General features: G+C 48.2%; 17 protein-coding genes. All 17 read left to right on the top strand.

All coding sequences use genetic code 11. The features are described from left to right. Positions 1-89 precede the first annotated feature (89 nt). The 17 genes from sleB to ACESLK_RS11160 all read left to right on the top strand — a co-directional run bounded on the left by sleB (position 90) and on the right by ACESLK_RS11160 (position 17,624). On the top strand, positions 90-863 hold the full coding sequence (gene sleB / locus ACESLK_RS11240; RefSeq protein ID WP_373229532.1) for a spore cortex-lytic enzyme: 774 nt from the start codon (positions 90-92) through the stop codon (positions 861-863). Positions 864-1,019: 156 nt separating this feature from the next. Then, complete coding sequence (yfmF, locus tag ACESLK_RS11235; RefSeq protein ID WP_373229531.1) at positions 1,020-2,300, top strand: EF-P 5-aminopentanol modification-associated protein YfmF; 1,281 nt, start codon at positions 1,020-1,022, stop codon at positions 2,298-2,300. A 2-nt stretch (positions 2,301-2,302) separates the two neighbouring features. Continuing rightward, a complete protein-coding gene (gene yfmH, locus ACESLK_RS11230) occupies positions 2,303-3,583 on the top strand; it encodes an EF-P 5-aminopentanol modification-associated protein YfmH (RefSeq protein ID WP_373229530.1) in 1,281 nt (426 codons plus the stop codon). Then, positions 3,580-4,314: an elongation factor P 5-aminopentanone reductase gene (gene ymfI / locus ACESLK_RS11225; RefSeq protein WP_373229529.1), complete on the top strand. Its 735-nt coding sequence runs from the start codon at positions 3,580-3,582 to the stop codon at positions 4,312-4,314. Before yfmH ends, ymfI begins: the two co-directional genes overlap by 4 nt. A 90-nt stretch (positions 4,315-4,404) precedes the next feature. Then, on the top strand, positions 4,405-4,659 hold the full coding sequence (locus ACESLK_RS11220) for a DUF3243 domain-containing protein (protein WP_373229528.1): 255 nt from the start codon (positions 4,405-4,407) through the stop codon (positions 4,657-4,659). A 184-nt stretch (positions 4,660-4,843) separates the two neighbouring features. Next, complete coding sequence (locus ACESLK_RS11215; protein ID WP_373229527.1) at positions 4,844-5,614, top strand: DUF3388 domain-containing protein; 771 nt, start codon at positions 4,844-4,846, stop codon at positions 5,612-5,614. 41 nt (positions 5,615-5,655) lie between these two features. Beyond that, positions 5,656-6,510: a helix-turn-helix domain-containing protein gene (locus tag ACESLK_RS11210; protein WP_373229526.1), complete on the top strand. Its 855-nt coding sequence runs from the start codon at positions 5,656-5,658 to the stop codon at positions 6,508-6,510. A 133-nt stretch (positions 6,511-6,643) separates the two neighbouring features. Further along, entirely contained in the window at positions 6,644-7,135 is a 492-nt protein-coding gene (locus ACESLK_RS11205) for a YajQ family cyclic di-GMP-binding protein (protein WP_373229525.1), read from the top strand. Positions 7,136-7,218: 83 nt separating this feature from the next. Next, the gene (rimO, locus tag ACESLK_RS11200; RefSeq protein ID WP_373229524.1) at positions 7,219-8,547 is read left to right on the top strand and encodes a 30S ribosomal protein S12 methylthiotransferase RimO; all 1,329 of its coding nucleotides are present in this window, start codon (positions 7,219-7,221) and stop codon (positions 8,545-8,547) included. After that, a complete protein-coding gene (gene pgsA / locus ACESLK_RS11195) occupies positions 8,544-9,122 on the top strand; it encodes a CDP-diacylglycerol--glycerol-3-phosphate 3-phosphatidyltransferase (protein WP_373229523.1) in 579 nt (192 codons plus the stop codon). The genes rimO and pgsA overlap by 4 nt, the downstream gene beginning before the upstream one ends. A 39-nt stretch (positions 9,123-9,161) precedes the next feature. Continuing rightward, positions 9,162-10,415 carry a competence/damage-inducible protein A gene (locus ACESLK_RS11190; RefSeq protein ID WP_373229522.1) on the top strand — a complete coding sequence of 418 codons (1,254 nt, stop codon included), beginning with the start codon at positions 9,162-9,164 and terminating at the stop codon, positions 10,413-10,415. 688 nt (positions 10,416-11,103) lie between these two features. After that, positions 11,104-12,162 (top strand): recombinase RecA, encoded by a 1,059-nt coding sequence (recA, locus tag ACESLK_RS11185; RefSeq protein WP_373229521.1) that lies wholly within the window; start codon positions 11,104-11,106, stop codon positions 12,160-12,162. A 107-nt stretch (positions 12,163-12,269) separates the two neighbouring features. Further along, positions 12,270-13,223: a regulatory protein RecX gene (locus tag ACESLK_RS11180; RefSeq protein ID WP_373229520.1), complete on the top strand. Its 954-nt coding sequence runs from the start codon at positions 12,270-12,272 to the stop codon at positions 13,221-13,223. A gap of 252 nt (positions 13,224-13,475) precedes the next feature. Then, a complete protein-coding gene (rny, locus tag ACESLK_RS11175; RefSeq protein ID WP_373229519.1) occupies positions 13,476-15,020 on the top strand; it encodes a ribonuclease Y in 1,545 nt (514 codons plus the stop codon). A gap of 145 nt (positions 15,021-15,165) precedes the next feature. Further along, complete coding sequence (locus ACESLK_RS11170; protein ID WP_373229518.1) at positions 15,166-15,960, top strand: TIGR00282 family metallophosphoesterase; 795 nt, start codon at positions 15,166-15,168, stop codon at positions 15,958-15,960. Positions 15,961-16,274: 314 nt separating this feature from the next. Further along, a complete protein-coding gene (gene spoVS / locus ACESLK_RS11165; protein WP_027084382.1) occupies positions 16,275-16,535 on the top strand; it encodes a stage V sporulation protein SpoVS in 261 nt (86 codons plus the stop codon). 150 nt (positions 16,536-16,685) lie between these two features. Beyond that, positions 16,686-17,624 carry a dipeptidase gene (locus ACESLK_RS11160; RefSeq protein WP_373229517.1) on the top strand — a complete coding sequence of 313 codons (939 nt, stop codon included), beginning with the start codon at positions 16,686-16,688 and terminating at the stop codon, positions 17,622-17,624. The last annotated feature ends 100 nt before the right edge of the window (positions 17,625-17,724 follow it).

Genomic DNA, 17,724 nt, shown 5'->3' with positions numbered 1-17,724 from the left:
TTTGTTCGCAAAAATGGGTATAAGAGGCTATCACCTTTCTCATACTAACGGTCGAAGACACAATAGGGAATGGAAAGGCGTGACCTCAAGTGAGTTATCGTCTAGTGATTTTGACAGTATGTGTGGTATTTGGTCTGCTCGGGTTATATACGTTGCAGCAAACAGGACAAAGCCGTGAAACTTTTAGCAACGCAACCCTAAAGCCAGGCTCTTCTGGTAAAGACGTTTATGAGTTGCAAGGTCGGCTGAAAGCACTTGGTTATTATAACGGCAAAGTAGATGGCCAATTCGGAACGAAAACAAAAAATTCGGTCACCTGGTTCCAATGGAAGTTCGGCATGAAATCTGATGGTGTTGTAGGTACCAAGACGAAGCTGAAGCTATGGAAAGCAACAAAGGACTGGAAGCCGACAGCGGAGGATTTACCCCCTGCTGCAGGCGGAGGTGAGGTTGCAGGAGCTGCACCCGAAGGAAACAACAAGCTCCCTGCTTCCAACAACATGGGATACAGCGAGAAGGATCTGAAAATGATGGCAAACGCCGTCTTCGGAGAAGCTCGCGGGGAGCCCTATGAAGGGCAAGTCGCGGTTGCAGCGGTTATCATTAATCGCGTGAGATCTGCGGAGTTCCCGAATTCTCCGACAGGCGTTATTTTTCAACCTGGGGCCTTCACTGCCGTTGCCGACGGTCAAATCTGGCTTTCCCCAAATGAAAAAGCAATCAAAGCAGTTAAAGACGCCATGAGCGGATGGGATCCAAGCGACGGTTGCCTGTACTACTTTAATCCCGTCACGGCCACATCCAAATGGATTTGGACTCGACCGCAATACAAAACGATCGGCAAGCATATTTTTTGCAGATAAAATAACATTTCCAATATTTGCTTCCTGCAAGTCCTATCGGTTAGAATGGGGCTGAACTCATGCGATAAATCGTGCAACACCTGTGGTGCGATTTATCGTTACGTTCGCGTTGGGCGCTCCATGTAGCGCGAATTTAGTCAAAGGGGCTTGAGGATCATGCCGGAGCAATTCCAGAGGGGCGTATGGGGGCGGCTGCGCCTGCACGTATTGCCGACCCAAAGGTTCAAAACGTTCGCCTTATCTTTATTTGCAGGAGTTCCATTATCAGAGTCTGGGGTAACGCCAATTGCGCTTACCCCTTTTGTGCTGCGCCGAGGTACCAAAACCTATCCGGAAACGATCTCCTTTCGCGAACGGCTGGATGACTTATACGGTGCTGGCTTCGGCTTTGATTTGTATAAACGAGGCGATCATCAGATTGTTCAATTTCGTCTGGATATCATTAATGATCGCTTCGTATCCGCTGCGAATTCACTGCTTGGAGAAGCGCTGACATTCTTAGGCGAGGTATTGACCTCACCTGCATTAGATGACGGCAGCTTCCGCAGCAAGTATGTAGAAGCCGAGAAAACAACCGTCAGCAAACGGATTGATGCCATCATCAATGATAAAATCCGTTACGCAGCCGAACGCTGCATCGAAGAGATGTGTAAGGATGAGCCATACCGCTTGCCTGCGCTCGGTCGTAAAGAGGAGCTTATCAATCTCAATGCCGATACCCTTTATAAGGCTTATCGCAAGTGGCTCGAAGAAGCGTCCTTCGATCTCTATGTTACCGGGGATACGACTTTAGAAGAAGTGCAAGGGATCGTTGCCAAATCCTTTGAACTACCTGAAGGAGAGCCAGGTAACTATTCTGCACCAACGCTAAGGCCAGCTAGACCCGAAGTACAAACCATTCAAGAACGGCTGGATGTCGGACAAGGAAAGCTCAACATGGGACTGCGGGTTGGCTCGACTTACGGCAGCGATCAATACGCAGCATTACTCGTATACAACGGATTATTAGGCGGTTATCCTCACTCTAAGCTGTTCGTGAATGTGAGGGAAAAGGCGAGCCTAGCTTATTACGCCTCCTCACGCCTCGATGGACATAAGGGAATTCTCACGCTTCAATCGGGTATTGAGGTAGTTAATTATGAACGTGCCGTTAAGATCATGCGCGAGCAAATCGAAGCTATGAAAGCCGGCGATTTCGCGGCAGAGGACTTGCACCGCACACAAGCGATGATCGTGAATCAGCTTCGAGAGCTGCAGGATTCGGCGTTCGAGCGAATTTCTTTTGACTTTAGTAATGTGTTATCCGGTGTTGAGCGTACCGGGGAAAGCTTCATCGCTGAAATTCAGGATGTGACGCCGGGGATGGTCACTGCAGTCGCTCAGCATGCAGCGCTTGACACCATTTATTTCTTGCGCGACCGGAAGGAGGAGGGCTAAGCATGTCAACTAAATCTTATCCGAAGCTCCAGGAAACGCTTTGGCATGAGACTTTGGATAATGGTCTGGAGGTATTCATCCTCCCGAAGCCAGGGTTTACTAAAACGTATGCGACTTTTACGACTCGTTATGGTTCCATTGACAATCACTTTACCCCTCCAGGCAAAGATACCGTTAAGGTTCCGGACGGGATCGCGCATTTTCTAGAGCATAAGATGTTTGAGGAGCCGGAAGGAGATATTTTCTCCAAATTCGCTTCACAAGGCGCTTCAGCTAATGCTTATACAAGCTTCGATAGGACTGTCTATTTATTCACGGCCACTCACGAAATCGAAGCTAATCTGGATACACTCCTTCATTTCGTGCAGAACCCGTATTTCACGGATGAGAACGTGGAGAAGGAAAAGGGTATCATCGTGCAAGAAATTGACATGTACCGGGACAATCCCGATTGGCGCGTATACTTCGGGTTAATTGAAGCCATGTATCAGCAGCATCCTGTTCATATCGATATTGCCGGAACGGCAGATTCCGTTCGATCCATTACGAAGGAAATGCTATACGACTGTTACTATACCTTCTATCATCCTTCGAACATGACTTTATTCATCGTTGGGGGTGTTGACCCGCAGCAGATTATGGAGCAGGTTAAGCAGGATCAAGCGAAGAAGACATTCCCTTCGGGCGGGGAAATCAAACGGCTGTTCGAAGAAGAACCCAAGCAGGTGAAGGAGAAGCGGCGAGAGCTGACGCTGCCAGTGTCATTGCCGAAATGCTTGTTCGGCTTCAAAGAAGATCCTGCAGATGCCAAAGACGCGGTTCGCCGGGAGTTAGCGAGTAAGCTGATGCTGGAGGCACTGCTTGGGGCAAGCTCGACTCTATATCAGGAGCTTTATGATGACAATCTGATTTCAGATGGCTTCGGTCACGAATATAATACAGGACCTGGATTCTCGTTCTCGATGATTGGCGGAGAGACAAGTGATCCGGAGGAACTGGTTAAAAGAGTAAGTAAAGCCATGTATGGAGCCGCCGAGAATGGCATTGCCTCCGAAGTTTTCGAGAGGACACGCCGCAAAAAAATCGGGGCTTTCCTGCGTATGATGAATAGCCCGGAATCGATTGCAAGTGAGTTTACCCGCTACAGACAAAGGGGTGGAGACTTGTTTACCCTTGTAGAGATTTATGAGAGCTTAACCTTGGATGAAGTTAATCAGCGCATTAAAGAGCATGCTACTCCAGACCGCCAGGCTATTTCCATCGTGCGGAGCGGGAAGGCTTGAAGCGCATTGCGCTGGTGACAGGCTCCTCAAGAGGCATAGGAGCCGCCATCGTTCGTACCTTGGCTGCGGATGGGTTAGATGTCGTCATTCAATATCACGAAGCTTCAGAGGCTGCAGAGAATGTTGCAAGCGAATGTAGAGCTTTCGGAAGCCATGCGATTACGGTGCAGGCTGATCTTCGTTCCGCAGCTGCCATTCAGGAATTAAAGCAGTACTTGGATCAAACGGCATGTATCCCCAATATTGTAGTCCATTGTGCCGGATTAGCCCATTATGGGCTGCTTGAGGATATGGAAGAGCACATATGGGATGAATTGATGCATATCCATCTTAAAAGTGCTTATTATTTAACGAAAGGCTTCGGTTCCTCCATGCGTTGGCAACGGTGGGGGCGTTTCGTTCACCTCACCAGCGTATGGGGGCTTGTAGGTGCAGCCGGAGAAGCGGCATATGCAGCTTCCAAGGGAGGTTTAAACGCCTTCACCAAATCCATGGCTAAGGAACTGGCATCCTTCGGAATTACGGTAAATGCAGTTGCTCCCGGTGCGATCGATACGGATATGCTGTCCGCTTTTAAAGCCGCAGAACGAGAAGAGCTCTGCAGGGAAATTCCTATAGGTCGTCTTGGACATGCGGATGAGGTTGCTCAACTCGTTCGTTTCCTTGTTTCTGACGATGCCAGCTACATTACAGGACAAGTAGTGGGAATAAACGGAGGTTGGCATATGTAGCTATTCGAATAATAGGGATTCGAATAAAAGCGGACTTTTAGGGACATATTAGCGTTGAGCTTTTATCCCAACCCACTAGGAGGCTGCTCGATGTCAACTGTACTCAGTAATTTCGACACCTGGAAAAAGTTTTTGGGCGATCGCGTAGAAGCGGCCAAAAAGCTAGGTATTGATGATGAAGCAATTTCGAAGCTTGCCTATGAGATAGGTGAATTTCTGGATCAGAAGGTTGATCCGAAAAACGATGAAGAGCGGGTTCTCAAGGAATTGTGGGATGTCGGCGACGATTCGGAACGTAAAACTATGGCTCGCTTGATGGTCAAATTAGCGGGTAACAACACCTGATAAAGGTGAGAACAAGGGAAAGCCTCCGAATGGAGGCTTTCTGTCCATCTTTAGCTCATCCCATTCATTCATAGGACTTTAGAAGTATTAATTTGATTTATTTTGCAGGATATTGATGAGAGTTGTAGAATAAAAGAGAAAGCGGATAAAGGTATTATTTTCGTTATTTGAATGAGGTGCACCGATGGAACCCAAACAATGGTATATGGAATACAAAATTCACAAAAATCGCCCCGGACTTCTAGGCGATATCGCTTCTTTGCTTGGGATGCTGGAAGTGAACATTCTGACGATCAATGGCGTAGAAGATAGAACTCGTGGAATGCTGCTGCAAACTGATGATGAAGAAAAAATCGAGCTGCTTGGTAAAATGCTGCGTAAGGTTGAGAATATTACGATTAATACTTTACGACCACCTCGATTGACTGACATATTGGCAGTGCGTCATGGCCGTTATATTGAGAGGGATTCCGACGATAAGAAAACCTTCCGCTTCACACGCGACGAGCTGGGACTTCTTGTTGACTTTCTCGGAGAATTATTCAAGAGAGAGGGCAACCAAACGATTGGCCTGCGGGGAATGCCGCGTGTCGGGAAGACAGAATCGATTATTGCGGGAAGTGTATGCTCGAACAAACGCTGGGCTTTTGTATCCTCCACCTTACTTCGCCAAACCGTTAGAAGCCAGCTTTCCGAAGAAGAGATGAATCCGAATAACGTTTTTATCATTGACGGTATTGTAAGCACTATTCGTTCAAATGAAAAGCATCATACACTTATACAAGAAATAATGGCGATGAATTCAACGAAGGTAATAGAGCATCCCGATATTTTTGTGCGGGAATCCCAGTTTGATTATGATATTTTTGACTCTATTATAGAATTACGCAACAATCCTGATGAAGAAATTTCTTATGAAAACTTTACAACTGCAGGTTTGAACGACGATTTTTAATCTACATACGCCAACACCAAGAATATCCGGAGGTGAAAGGCATGTCCGATTTAGGCGCGTTGCTGCGCAAAGCGCGTGAGCAGTGTGGTTATACGCTAGAAGATGTTCAAGAATATACGAAGATACGCAAAAGATACTTAGAAGCGATCGAGACAGGCGATTATAAGGTATTACCGGGCTCTTTCTATGTGCGGGCTTTCGTGAAAACCTATGCGGAAACCGTTGGTTTGGACGCCGAAGAGGTTTTGCGTCTGTATCACAAGGAGCTGCCGCAGCCGGCAACCGCTGAGACGGTTAGGACGGAACCGCGAATGAAGCCGGCAAGACGCAGTTTGCAGCACAACGATCGTTTAGGCAAAGTTGCAGTTTCTTTGCTCATGTGGGCTTTTCCTATCCTTATCGTTGTCGTCATTTATATCTATTTATCTAATAATGGCTCTGACTCCAAAGAGCTTGATCCCAGCACGCCGATTTCAACGGAAACTGCATCCGAGAGCCCTTCGGTTATCGCGCCGCCAAGTGAAAGCGTAACACCTCCCGTTATCGAGACACCTACTCCTAGCAATACCGCAAGTCTTACGTTAAAGGAGACTCGCAACAGCATCAATTATTATGAGATAACTCCAGGCCAAGGTCATCAGTTAAGGCTTGAAGTGACCGATAAATGCTGGATTGAAGTGCGTGCGAATAGCCGATCCGGTGAGAAATTGTATTATAAGAACGTAAACGAAGCCCAAACCTTGACCTTTGATATGTCTACCCCTATTTATGTGAATGTGGGTCGTTCAGACTTTGTAACCATTTACGTTGATGAAGCCATGATTGATGACGGCAATAAACCTGGATCTACCAAATACTTGCTTACTCCGCTTATGGAGACTGCAGCCGCACAATAATCAGTTCTTTGAGTATTCTTTTCAAGTTGATCGCAATGCAGCTCTCTACGGAGGGCTTTTTGTTTTATTTAGGAGAGGCTCTCATGTTATAATAAGGGAAAATTCGGCAGGCACTGAAAGGAAGCGAAGCATAGTGGCATCGGAGTATTCTTTTGACGTTGTATCCAAAGTAGACATGCAGGAAGTAAATAATGCAGTTCAGCAAGCACTCAAGGAAATTGAGACGCGTTTCGATTTCAAGGGAAGTAAAAGTGATATCGCATTAGAAGGTGAGCAGCTTGTCGTCACGTCCGATAGCGATTATAAGTTGAAAAACGTAGTCGATATCCTGCAAACCAAGCTCATTAAACGCGGAGTTCCTATTCTTAATATGGATTATGGCAAGGTAGAGCCCGCTTCTGGGGGAACGGTGCGTCAGAATATTAAGATGAAGCAAGGGATCGACCAGGAGCATTCGAAGAAATTGAACATTCTAATCCGGGATTCGAAGATAAAGGTGAAAAGCCAAATCCAAGGCGATCAGCTTCGCATAACGGGCAAAAGCAAGGACGATCTCCAGGCGATCATGACGCTTTTAAGAGGGGCTGGATTGCCGCTTGAGCTTCAATTTATCAACTATCGTTAAGCCTCGCGCGGTTTTGACACGTGTTTGGGGTTCGTTTATACTGTTGGGGATAAGAACGGACGAACGTTTGGGGGAAGTCATCCATGATTGAGAAGGTCAGCGTAGTCACGCTCGGCTGTGAGAAAAATTTAGTCGACTCCGAGATCATGTCAGGGCTTATTCATCAACGAGGGTTTAAGTTGGTGGAGAAGCCGGAAGATGCGACAGTCATTATAGTGAACACATGTGGATTCATTGACGCGGCAAAGGAAGAGTCTGTTAATACGATTCTGAATTTGGCAGAGTATAAAGAAACGGCTCGGCTCAAGGCTTTAATCGTCTCGGGTTGCTTAACCCAGCGGTATAAGAAGGAACTGATGGACGAAATGCCTGAGATCGATGGGATCGTCGGCACAGGCGACTTTCATCGGATTAATGACATCATTGACGAGGCCCTTCGCGGACGCAAGCCGGTCTATGTAGGTAACCCCGTATTTAATTATGAGGAAACGCTGCCACGTCTCCTTTCTACGCCTCGGCATACGGCTTATGTGAAGATTGCTGAAGGCTGTGATAATGCATGCACCTTCTGCAGTATTCCGATTATGCGCGGGAAATTCCGCAGTCGCTCCATGGAGTCTATTCTTGCAGAAGTAAAGCAGCTAGCCGATCAGGGAGTAAGGGAAATAAGTCTTATTGCACAAGATTCCACGAATTACGGCACCGACTTGTATGAGGGCTTTAAGCTGCCTGAGCTGCTCGACCGCGTCAGTGAGGTTCCTGGTATTGCTTGGGTGCGCCTGCACTATGCTTACCCTGGCTTTTTCACCGATGAGCTGATTGCGGCGATTGCCGGCAATCCGAAAATCTGCAATTACATCGATATGCCATTGCAGCATAGCGAGGATTCCATCTTGAAAAGAATGCGCCGACCTGGCCGTCAACGCGATGTTCGCGAATTGGTAGGCAAAATTCGGTCAAGTATTCCTGAAGTGGCGCTTCGTACATCCATGATCGTAGGCTTTCCGGGTGAAACGGATGAAGACTTCGAGAGACTGTGCGATTTTGTCCGCGAGATGAAGTTTGACCGTCTAGGTGTGTTTACTTACTCTCAGGAGGAGGATACGCCTGCTCATAGATTGCCCAATCAACTGACGGACGAAGTAAAGCAATTCCGCCAAAATACGCTCATGGAAATTCAACGTGAAGTCGCCAAGGATAATGCATCGAAGTATGTAGGCCAAACGATTGATGTACTTGTGGAACGCTACGATGGCCGCAGTGATGTCTATATTGGGCGGAGTCAATATGATGCGCCAGAAATCGATGGGGAAGTATTTATCACCGGTTGCCATGTGGGGATAGGTCAAATGAGTAAAGTTCGGATTACCCATGCCTACGAATATGATTTGTCAGGGGAGGGGATCGCTTGAACCTCGCCAATCGGATTACGCTTGTCAGAATTTTCCTTGTACCTATTGTAACTTTTTTTCTGCTGGTCAGGCTTGAACTCGAACCTCTGACGATTGGAAATTATTCTATTTCCTATAATCAAGTGTTCGCCTTGATCTTGTTTATTATTGCGGCTAGTACAGATGGATTGGATGGCTATATTGCACGTAAACGTAAAATCGTAACTAATCTAGGCAAACTGCTAGACCCGTTGGCGGACAAGCTTCTGATGGCGGCCGTTCTCATATCTTTAGTAGAGATGGGTAAGCTTGGAGCTTGGGTAGCGATTATTATCATTAGCCGTGAGTGGGCGGTTACAGGTCTGAGACAGGTTGCGCTCATGGAAGGTCAGATCATAGCGGCGAGCCAATGGGGGAAATGGAAAACGGCCGTACAAATCACTATGATTATCGTGCTGCTTCTGAACAATTTTCCGTTTAACTTTATTGATTTGCGAATTGACCTATATACGGTATGGGCTTCCGTACTCATTACGGTGTACTCGGGCGTTGACTATTTCGTGAAAAATAAAAACTTGATTCCCGTCTCCGATTAATTTAGGTTTTATCGACGCTGAGCAAGGGGCGACACTAATATGAGGGCAGAAATTATTGCGGTAGGCACGGAGCTGCTCCTCGGTCAGATTGTAAACACGAACGCCCAGTATCTGTCGAGAGGTTTGGCAGAGCTGGGCATTGATGTTTATTACCAGACTGTGGTGGGCGATAACAAAGAACGCTTGATCGGGGCCATCGGAATTGCCCGCGGCAGGGCGGATCTTCTTGTGTTCACGGGCGGGCTTGGTCCGACACTGGATGACCTCACGCGGGATGCACTGGCTGAATATCTAGGACGCGGGACTATTCTGCATGAGCCTACGATGAATAAAATATGGAGTTTATTCACTGCTCGAGGCGGTGCGTTTGTTGAAAGTAACCGCAAGCAGGCGCTGATGGTTGAGGGTGCCATACCACTTCGTAATGATACCGGTCTAGCTATCGGTAATGCCCTAAGTGTGGACGGTACCCATTATTTACTCCTCCCGGGTCCGCCGCGCGAAATGAAGCCGATGTTCGATAACGACGCTTCAGCATGGCTGAAGGAGTTGATGGGTGAGACGTTTTCTCTTCACTCCGTAATGCTCAAGTTCGCAGGGATCGGGGAGTCTGGATTAGAAGATCTTCTGATCGATCTTATTCGAGAGCAGCAGGATCCAACCATCGCTCCGTATGCCAAGGAGGGCGAAGTCGCCGTAAGAGTATCTACGAAGGCAGCGGATTCGGAGGAAGCTTCGCGGAAGCTAGAGCCCGCGATAATGGAAATTCGAAAACGCACAGCAGCCCATTTATACGCGGAAGAAGATGTTCCGATTGAGGCGACGATCGTTCGCCTTCTAACGGAGCAGCAACGGACGGTGACGTTGGCAGAGAGCTGCACCGGAGGTATGGTTTCTCAGCTGCTCACGACGGTACCGGGGAGCTCGGTTGTGTTCTTAGGCGGTGCTGTCACCTACAGTAACCCGATGAAGATACAGTTGGCTAGCGTTCCTGCAGAGCTGCTGGAGGGTCCAGACGCGACGGGAGCGATCAGCGCGGAGTCAGCTGTGGCCATGGCGGAAGGAATGCGAAGGTTGGCGGATTCGGACTTTGCGTTATCGATTACCGGCAACGCGGGTCCGGCTGCGGCTGAAGGCAAGCCGGTAGGCTTGGTTTATGTCGGGCTGGCGGAGCGGGGCCGGGAAACGCGCGTGGAGACGCTGCAGCTGTCCGGAGACCGTGAGGGCATCCGGCTTCGCTCGTCGAAGCGGGCGCTCTATTTGCTGTGGCTGTCATTGACCGGGCGGGGCTGAGCTTGAGTGCTCGCTGTACTATAGGTTCAGAATCGAGGCTGTCGATTAATTGTGGACAGTTTTAACGTGAATTTACGCATGCAGAGAATGTATATGATTTTTCGTATACATTTACAGAATCCGGGCTCAAATCGCATTTTTTGTATGAAATCTCGTATAGAATCGACTGATTCGATGTGTGAGACGCTCATTTTGTATGATTTTTCGCATACATTTTGTGGTCTCCCGCAGATTTCCGAAGTTATGAACTGTTAATCGACAGCCTCGAATCTGTTCCTACAGCGCCACAAGGGGCTCTAACAGTACCTCTTGGTTCAGAATCTGTACCTACAGTTGTTGCGCCGATTGAGTGTTCTAGTTAATCTTATCTAAATAGGCTTAATGAGCGTCTGTTTTCTTGACAGAGAATCCGCTCCGCTATATCGTTGAAGTCTGAGTATGGAGCGGAACAGTGATTCTGCGGATGGAATTTACCACTTATAAAAATAAAGTCGAAGTATTGTCGATGCTTGTCATAGGTGCAAGGTTGTGGTACATTGTTTTAGAAAGTTGCGGAAGAACCGTAGCGAAGATTACTTTGCTGCGGTTCTTTTTTCGCAAATTAATCGAACAAATGTTCTTAAAATGCTTGGCAAACTCTCTGAAACAAGGTATGATAAAACTATCAAAAAGATAAGGATGTGGGTGTGTGTCGGATCGTCGCGCCGCATTAGACATGGCTTTACGCCAGATTGAGAAGCAATTCGGTAAGGGTTCAGTTATGAAGCTCGGAGAGAACGCGCAGTTACAGGTTGAAACTGTTTCCAGTGGAGTTCTAGCATTGGATATTGCGCTCGGCATAGGCGGATATCCGCGCGGGCGGATTATAGAAGTATACGGACCGGAATCATCCGGTAAAACAACGGTTTCCCTTCACGCGATCGCGGAAGTACAGCGTACAGGCGGAACTGCTGCATTTATCGATGCAGAGCATGCGCTTGACCCCGTGTACGCTAGGAATCTTGGCGTTAAAATCGATGAGTTATTACTTTCTCAGCCAGATACAGGTGAGCAAGCATTGGAAATCGCAGAAGCGCTTGTACGCAGCGGTGCTGTCGATATCATCGTCATTGACTCCGTAGCGGCGCTGGTACCTAAAGCGGAGATTGAAGGAGACATGGGAGATTCTTTCGTCGGCTTGCAGGCTCGCCTGATGTCCCAAGCGATGCGTAAGCTTTCCGGTGCGCTCAGCAAGTCGAAATGCCTTGCAATCTTCATAAACCAGCTTCGTGAGAAGATTGGCGTTATGTTCGGTAACCCGGAGACGACACCAGGCGGACGTGCTCTGAAATTCTATGCAAGCGTGCGTTTGGACGTGCGACGTGTGGAAGCAATCAAACAAGGTAATGACGTGGTTGGTAACCGTACCAAGATTAAAGTCGTTAAGAACAAGGTTGCTCCGCCGTTTAAGCAAGCGGATGTCGATATCATGTACGGTGAAGGAATTTCTAAGTATGGCAGTATCATCGATATCGGTGCTGAACAGGATATCGTACAGAAGAGTGGCGCATGGTTTTCTTACAATAGCGAGCGTCTAGGCCAAGGCCGTGAGAATGCGAAGCAGTACTTGAAGGACAACCCGGCAGTCTCTGACAAGATCGAGGCTCAAATCCGTGAAGCTCTTCTTAGCTCTACTATAGCAGCAGCCAAATCTGGCGCATTCGCCTCACAGGATGACGACGATAGCGAGTTTGGTGAAGAGGACTAATAGATCAATATGGTGTTGACCGGTCAAGGAAAACACTCCAGTATTTATAACATCTAAGGCGGCATATTGCCGCTATTTGTTTTTTTACGAAAGGCGGCGGGATTAGGATGTACACTTCTAGACGAGGCGGCAGGGGAAATGGATGGAGCGAGAGCCGTAAGCAGAAGTCAGTTCCTCATGATGTGAATTCAGGGGAAGGAGCTCTTAACTTACCTGTAATCAGTGCGACCGTAATGGGAATAGAATCACATCCTAAGCAACCTCATATGTACCGTATTATTCTGAAGCTCATCGTGGATAAATCGAGCTTGGTTGATGACGAGCAAGAATTGCCGGGCACGCCAACGGAGGAGGAATCTGCCCTCGCGCAACTGGATTGGAAGGACGAAGTAGATGCCCTTATTACAGGTGCGCAATCGTCCGCGAGCGAGGGCGAAACCTTGCTCACTGTCCATGAAGATACACTTGTCGGTTGGCGCTTGCTGAAAGGTCGCGAGCTGACAGCAGAAGAATATGAAACCTTAAAGGCAGACGAGCAGAAAGAAGATGCATATAAGACGGCTTTAGGCATGCTGGAGCGTAAAGCAAGAACAACATCCGAACTGTCGAGAGCATTGAAGCGCAAAGGATACGCCCCAGAGGTCGTGGCAGGTTGTCTAGAGCGTCTGCAGGCAAGGCGGATGTTGGATGACTCTGCTTATGCCAAGCGGTTCACAGAGCAGCGTGCGACTGGACAGCGCAAGGGGCGCATGCTGATCCGACAAGAGCTCCTGCAACGGGGAGTTGGCCGGGAAGACGTAGAGGAAGCAATCGGGGAGTTAGATGGACAGGTTGAGGAAGAGTCTGCCCTTCATTTAGCTCGCAAACGCTGGCCTAATATTAAAGGAAATGACAGGGAGCGGAAGCAGAAGCTGATGGCGATGCTCTTGCGGCGCGGCTTCCCGTCGGGAGTGGTGAGATCCGCGGTGCAGCAGGTAGCAGCATCTTCCGTTGATGAGGAATTAGAGTCTGATTATGATGATAACGATCCTTTTGATTCCGGATATTCAATGGAAGAATGAAAGATTGATAATATTAGGCCAAAAGTTCCCTTCCAACCTTGCTTGACAATCTAATTTAGCAAAAGATAAAATGATTTTGTATTCTATCTTCCAACTCTGAACGCTTTTTCCTTCCAAAAGGTGATTCAGAACGCGTTTTTTCGACCCTTTATGCTTTGTTCACATGTCATTAAACGGTTTGGAAACCGGAAAATCAATTGAATAAGTGTCCCAAGCAGTAGTCTTGGTGATGCAACGAGGAGGTGAGAGACCATGCTTCAATCATGGATCTGGATCTTGATCATTCTCGTTGTTGGCGTCCTTAGCTTTGTAATCGGTTATGCCGCACGTAAATCCATTGCAGAAGCCAAAATTTCCAGCGCTGAAGCGGCTGCCATTCAGATTGTTGAATCCGCCAAGAAAGAATCGGAGGCCGTTCGTAAAGAAACAGTGCTGGAAGCCAAAGACGAGGTGCACAAGCTCCGTAATGAAGCGGAACGCGATATTCGCGAGCGCCGCAACGAAATTCAACGCCAAGAGAGGCGTCTATTGCAGAAAGAAGAATCACTAGACCGCAAACTAGAGGCGTTGGAACGTAAAGAGGAGCAAGTCGCCAACAAAGAGAAACGAGTTGAGGAAACTCAAGATCAGATCGAAGTGCTGCACAAGCAGCAAATGCAAGAATTGGAGCGTATTTCGAACCTCTCGACAGAAGATGCGAAACAGATGATTTTGTCGAATGTGGAACAGGAAGTGCGTCACGAAACTGCACAAATGATCAAGGAAATCGAGCAGCAAGCGAAAGAAGAGGGCGACAAGAAAGCGCGCGACATTATCTCTCTCGCCATACAACGTTGTGCCGCGGATCACGTGGCGGAGACGACGGTATCCGTCGTAACGTTGCCTAATGAAGAGATGAAGGGCCGCATTATCGGTCGCGAAGGCCGTAACATCCGTGCGCTTGAAACGTTGACGGGAATTGACCTCATCATCGATGATACGCCGGAAGCGGTTATTCTATCGGGCTTTGATCCTATTCGTCGAGAAATTGCTAGGACTGCTCTTGAGAAGCTTGTCGCGGACGGCCGGATTCATCCGGCTCGCATCGAGGAAATGGTAGAGAAGTCACGCAAGGAAGTCGACGAAAGAATTCGCGAGTATGGCGAGCAAGCAACCTTCGAGGTTGGCGTGCATGGTCTGCACCCGGATTTGATCAAGATTCTAGGTCGTCTGAAATTCCGGACGAGCTACGGCCAGAACGTACTGAAGCACTCGATGGAAGTCGCCTACTTGACTGGCTTAATGGCAGGAGAGCTGGGAGAAGACATCACGCTTGCTAAGCGCGCAGGCTTGTTACACGATATCGGCAAAGCGCTCGACCACGAAGTGGAAGGCTCGCATGTCGAGATCGGCGTGGAACTGGGCAAGAAATACAAGGAACATCCTGTCGTTATTAACAGTATCGCGTCTCATCATGGCGATGTCGAAGCAACCTCGGTTATCGCAATGCTCGTCGGTGCTGCCGATGCGCTCAGCGCTGCACGCCCGGGCGCACGCCGCGAAACGTTGGAGACTTACATCCGCCGGCTCGAGAAGCTGGAGGCCATCTCCGAATCGTTCGAGGGCGTCGAGAAATCGTACGCGATTCAAGCCGGACGCGAGGTTCGCGTCATGGTTCAGCCAGAGAAGATCGATGATACTGAGGCATTCCGTCTGGCACGTGACATCACGAAGAAGATCGAGGGTGAGCTGGACTATCCAGGTCATATCAAGGTCACAGTCATTCGTGAAACCCGTGCCGTCGAATATGCGAAATAAATTACGAAATGCAGGGAAGGCTGAAAAGTGGCTGCGGCAAACGCAGTCACTTTTCCCTTTTCTACGGATAAGAAGGATAAGTCTTCTCCAACTTCGTCCTTAGGATGGCGAAGTTGTTGTATGAGATATGGAAGGTGAGAATGGAATGAAAGTTGTTTTTATTGGAGATATCGTCGGGAATATAGGCCGGGATACCGTTAAACGGTTGTTGCCCTGGCTTAAGGACAAGTACAACCCCCACATCATTATTGCAAATGGGGAGAACGCTGCGGGCGGTCGGGGAATTACGTCAGTGATCGTTCGGGAACTGTTTGAGTGGGGCGTTCACGGAATTACGATGGGCAACCATACTTGGGATAATCGTGAAATTTTTGAGTTTATCGACGATGAGCCGCGTATTATTCGCCCATCAAATCTGCCGCCGGGAACACCGGGCCGGGGCAGCATGATTGTTAAAGGGAATGGCAAGGAACTCGGTGTTGTTAATCTTATTGGCCGGACGTTCTTACCGCCAGCCGAATGTCCTTTTCGAACTGCAGATGATGAAATAGAGGAGCTTCGCAAACAAACAAAATGCATACTCGTGGATTTCCATGCGGAAGCAACGAGCGAGAAAATCGCAATGGGCTGGCATTTGGATGGTTATGCATCTATGGTTGTAGGCACTCATACGCATGTTCAAACGAATGATAGCCGGATTCTGCCTGAAGGAACTGCGTACTTAACGGATGCGGGGATGACAGGACCGCGAGATGGAGTTCTGGGGATGGACAAGGACATAGTAGTCCGACGGTTTCTGACCGGATTGCCTGCGAGGTTCACGGTGGCAGAGGGAAAATGGACGCTTAACGGTGTTTTTGTGGACATAGACGAAACAAGTGGACGAGCAATAAAGGTTCAGAACATCTCTGTTGATGAGGATTCTTGGATCGCTGTGTAATGTATTCAGAATATATTGTTAATTTCATGACCAAAGGCCTCAGGAAAAGAAGGAATTATCAGCCGGGTTACCGAATAAGTATGGCTTAGTGAGCCCATCCTTTGATTTCCGTTAATACCGATGCAATCAACGTAACTGCGACCTGCGCAGCGTTTGATTGTCATACCATGCAATCGACGTGGCTACATCCTGTGTAGCGCTTGGTTGGCATCTCGATGCAACCAACGTAGCTGTTGTGTATTGGGCAGCTTAGGGTTGTCATCCCCGATGTGACCGATGAAATACGCGGGTTGTCATAAGAGGAGGTACTGGTCATGGAAGTATTAAAGGTTTCCGCAAAGTCCAATCCTAATTCCGTAGCAGGCGCATTGGCAGGTGTACTCCGAGAACGGGGTGCGGCTGAATTGCAAGCAATTGGTGCTGGGGCGCTCAATCAGGCAGTTAAAGCGGTCGCAATTGCCCGCGGATTTGTAGCACCAAGCGGGGTAGACCTGATCTGCATCCCGGCATTTACGGATATTGTGATCGATGGAGAGGACCGGACGGCTATTAAGCTCATTGTTGAGCCTCGGTAAGAAAAGCGAATTCGCAAGTTGTTGACCTGTTTCAGGATGATAGTCGCAGTAACGTGAATAACGTTGCAGATCGATTACATCGTTGCAGCAGGTTTTTTTGTGTGTTGGAGAGTGTGGCGGGAAGACTCTTTTCCGGGCGGGGGGATTACGATGAGGGTAGTCGATTTACATGTGGATGTTCTCTGTAAAATGCTTGAATTTCCTGGTTCCAAGTGGGGGGTTTCGCACCCGGAAGGACTTTTCGATGCAACACCAGACAGATTGCGTACTGGCGGTTTGGCGCTTCAGGTATTTCCGATTTTTTTGCCAGACAACGTACCTAGCAACCCAGAGTCATTATTCCAAGCTGCAGAGTTGTTCTGGAGCGAGGTGCTCACGGTAAACGACATGATGCTCATTCGCAGACCGAGTGATATTGAGGCTGCTATTGAACAGAAGAAGATTGGAGCTATCTTATCCTTGGAAGGGACTGATGGACTTCAGGGCTGCACATGGGTGTTACACCTTCTCCATCGTTTGGGTTTACGTCTTCTAGGCCCGACATGGAATCATGCGAATTGGGCATGTGACGGGGCGATGGAGCTGCGCGGAGCGGGATTTACGAAAGCTGGTATAAAGCTTGTTAAAGAATGTGAATCTTTGGGCATCCTATTAGATGTGTCCCATCTATCGGACCGAGGCTTTTGGGATTTGGCGGATCAGGCTGGGCGCCCTTTTTTCGCTTCCCATTCAAACGCCCGGTCTATGAAAGACAATCCTCGCAATTTAACAGATAAACAAATTCAAGCGATCATCAAAGTGGAAGGGATCATAGGAATCACTTTTGTCCCATGGTTCGTGCATTCGAAGGATACTGTGTCCATAAATGATGTGCTTCGACACGTTGAGCATGTATGCGCACTGGGCGGAGCTCAGAATATCGCGTTCGGCTCGGATTTTGACGGAATAACAAGACATGTGCAGGGCCTGGAGCATCCGGGAAAGTATCCGGATTTGGCTAACGCGCTGTTGAAACACTACCCCGAAAATTTGGTTAGAGGATTTATGGGTGATACCGCGATCCGATTTTTTACAAAAAATCTATCTTAATGAACTATTTAGTTTACATTCATCTCGAAATGGCAACGGTTTCATCTGAAAGAACTATCTATTCTATGCGCGAATATAGCTTGCATTTTACGAAGCTTAA

Origin of the sequence: Cohnella sp. (genome assembly GCF_041640265.1) — a bacterium.
Taxonomy (GTDB): domain Bacteria; phylum Bacillota; class Bacilli; order Paenibacillales; family Paenibacillaceae; genus Cohnella.
The sequence above is the reverse complement of the archived record's forward strand: the minus strand, read 5'-3'. Positions and strand labels throughout refer to the sequence as shown.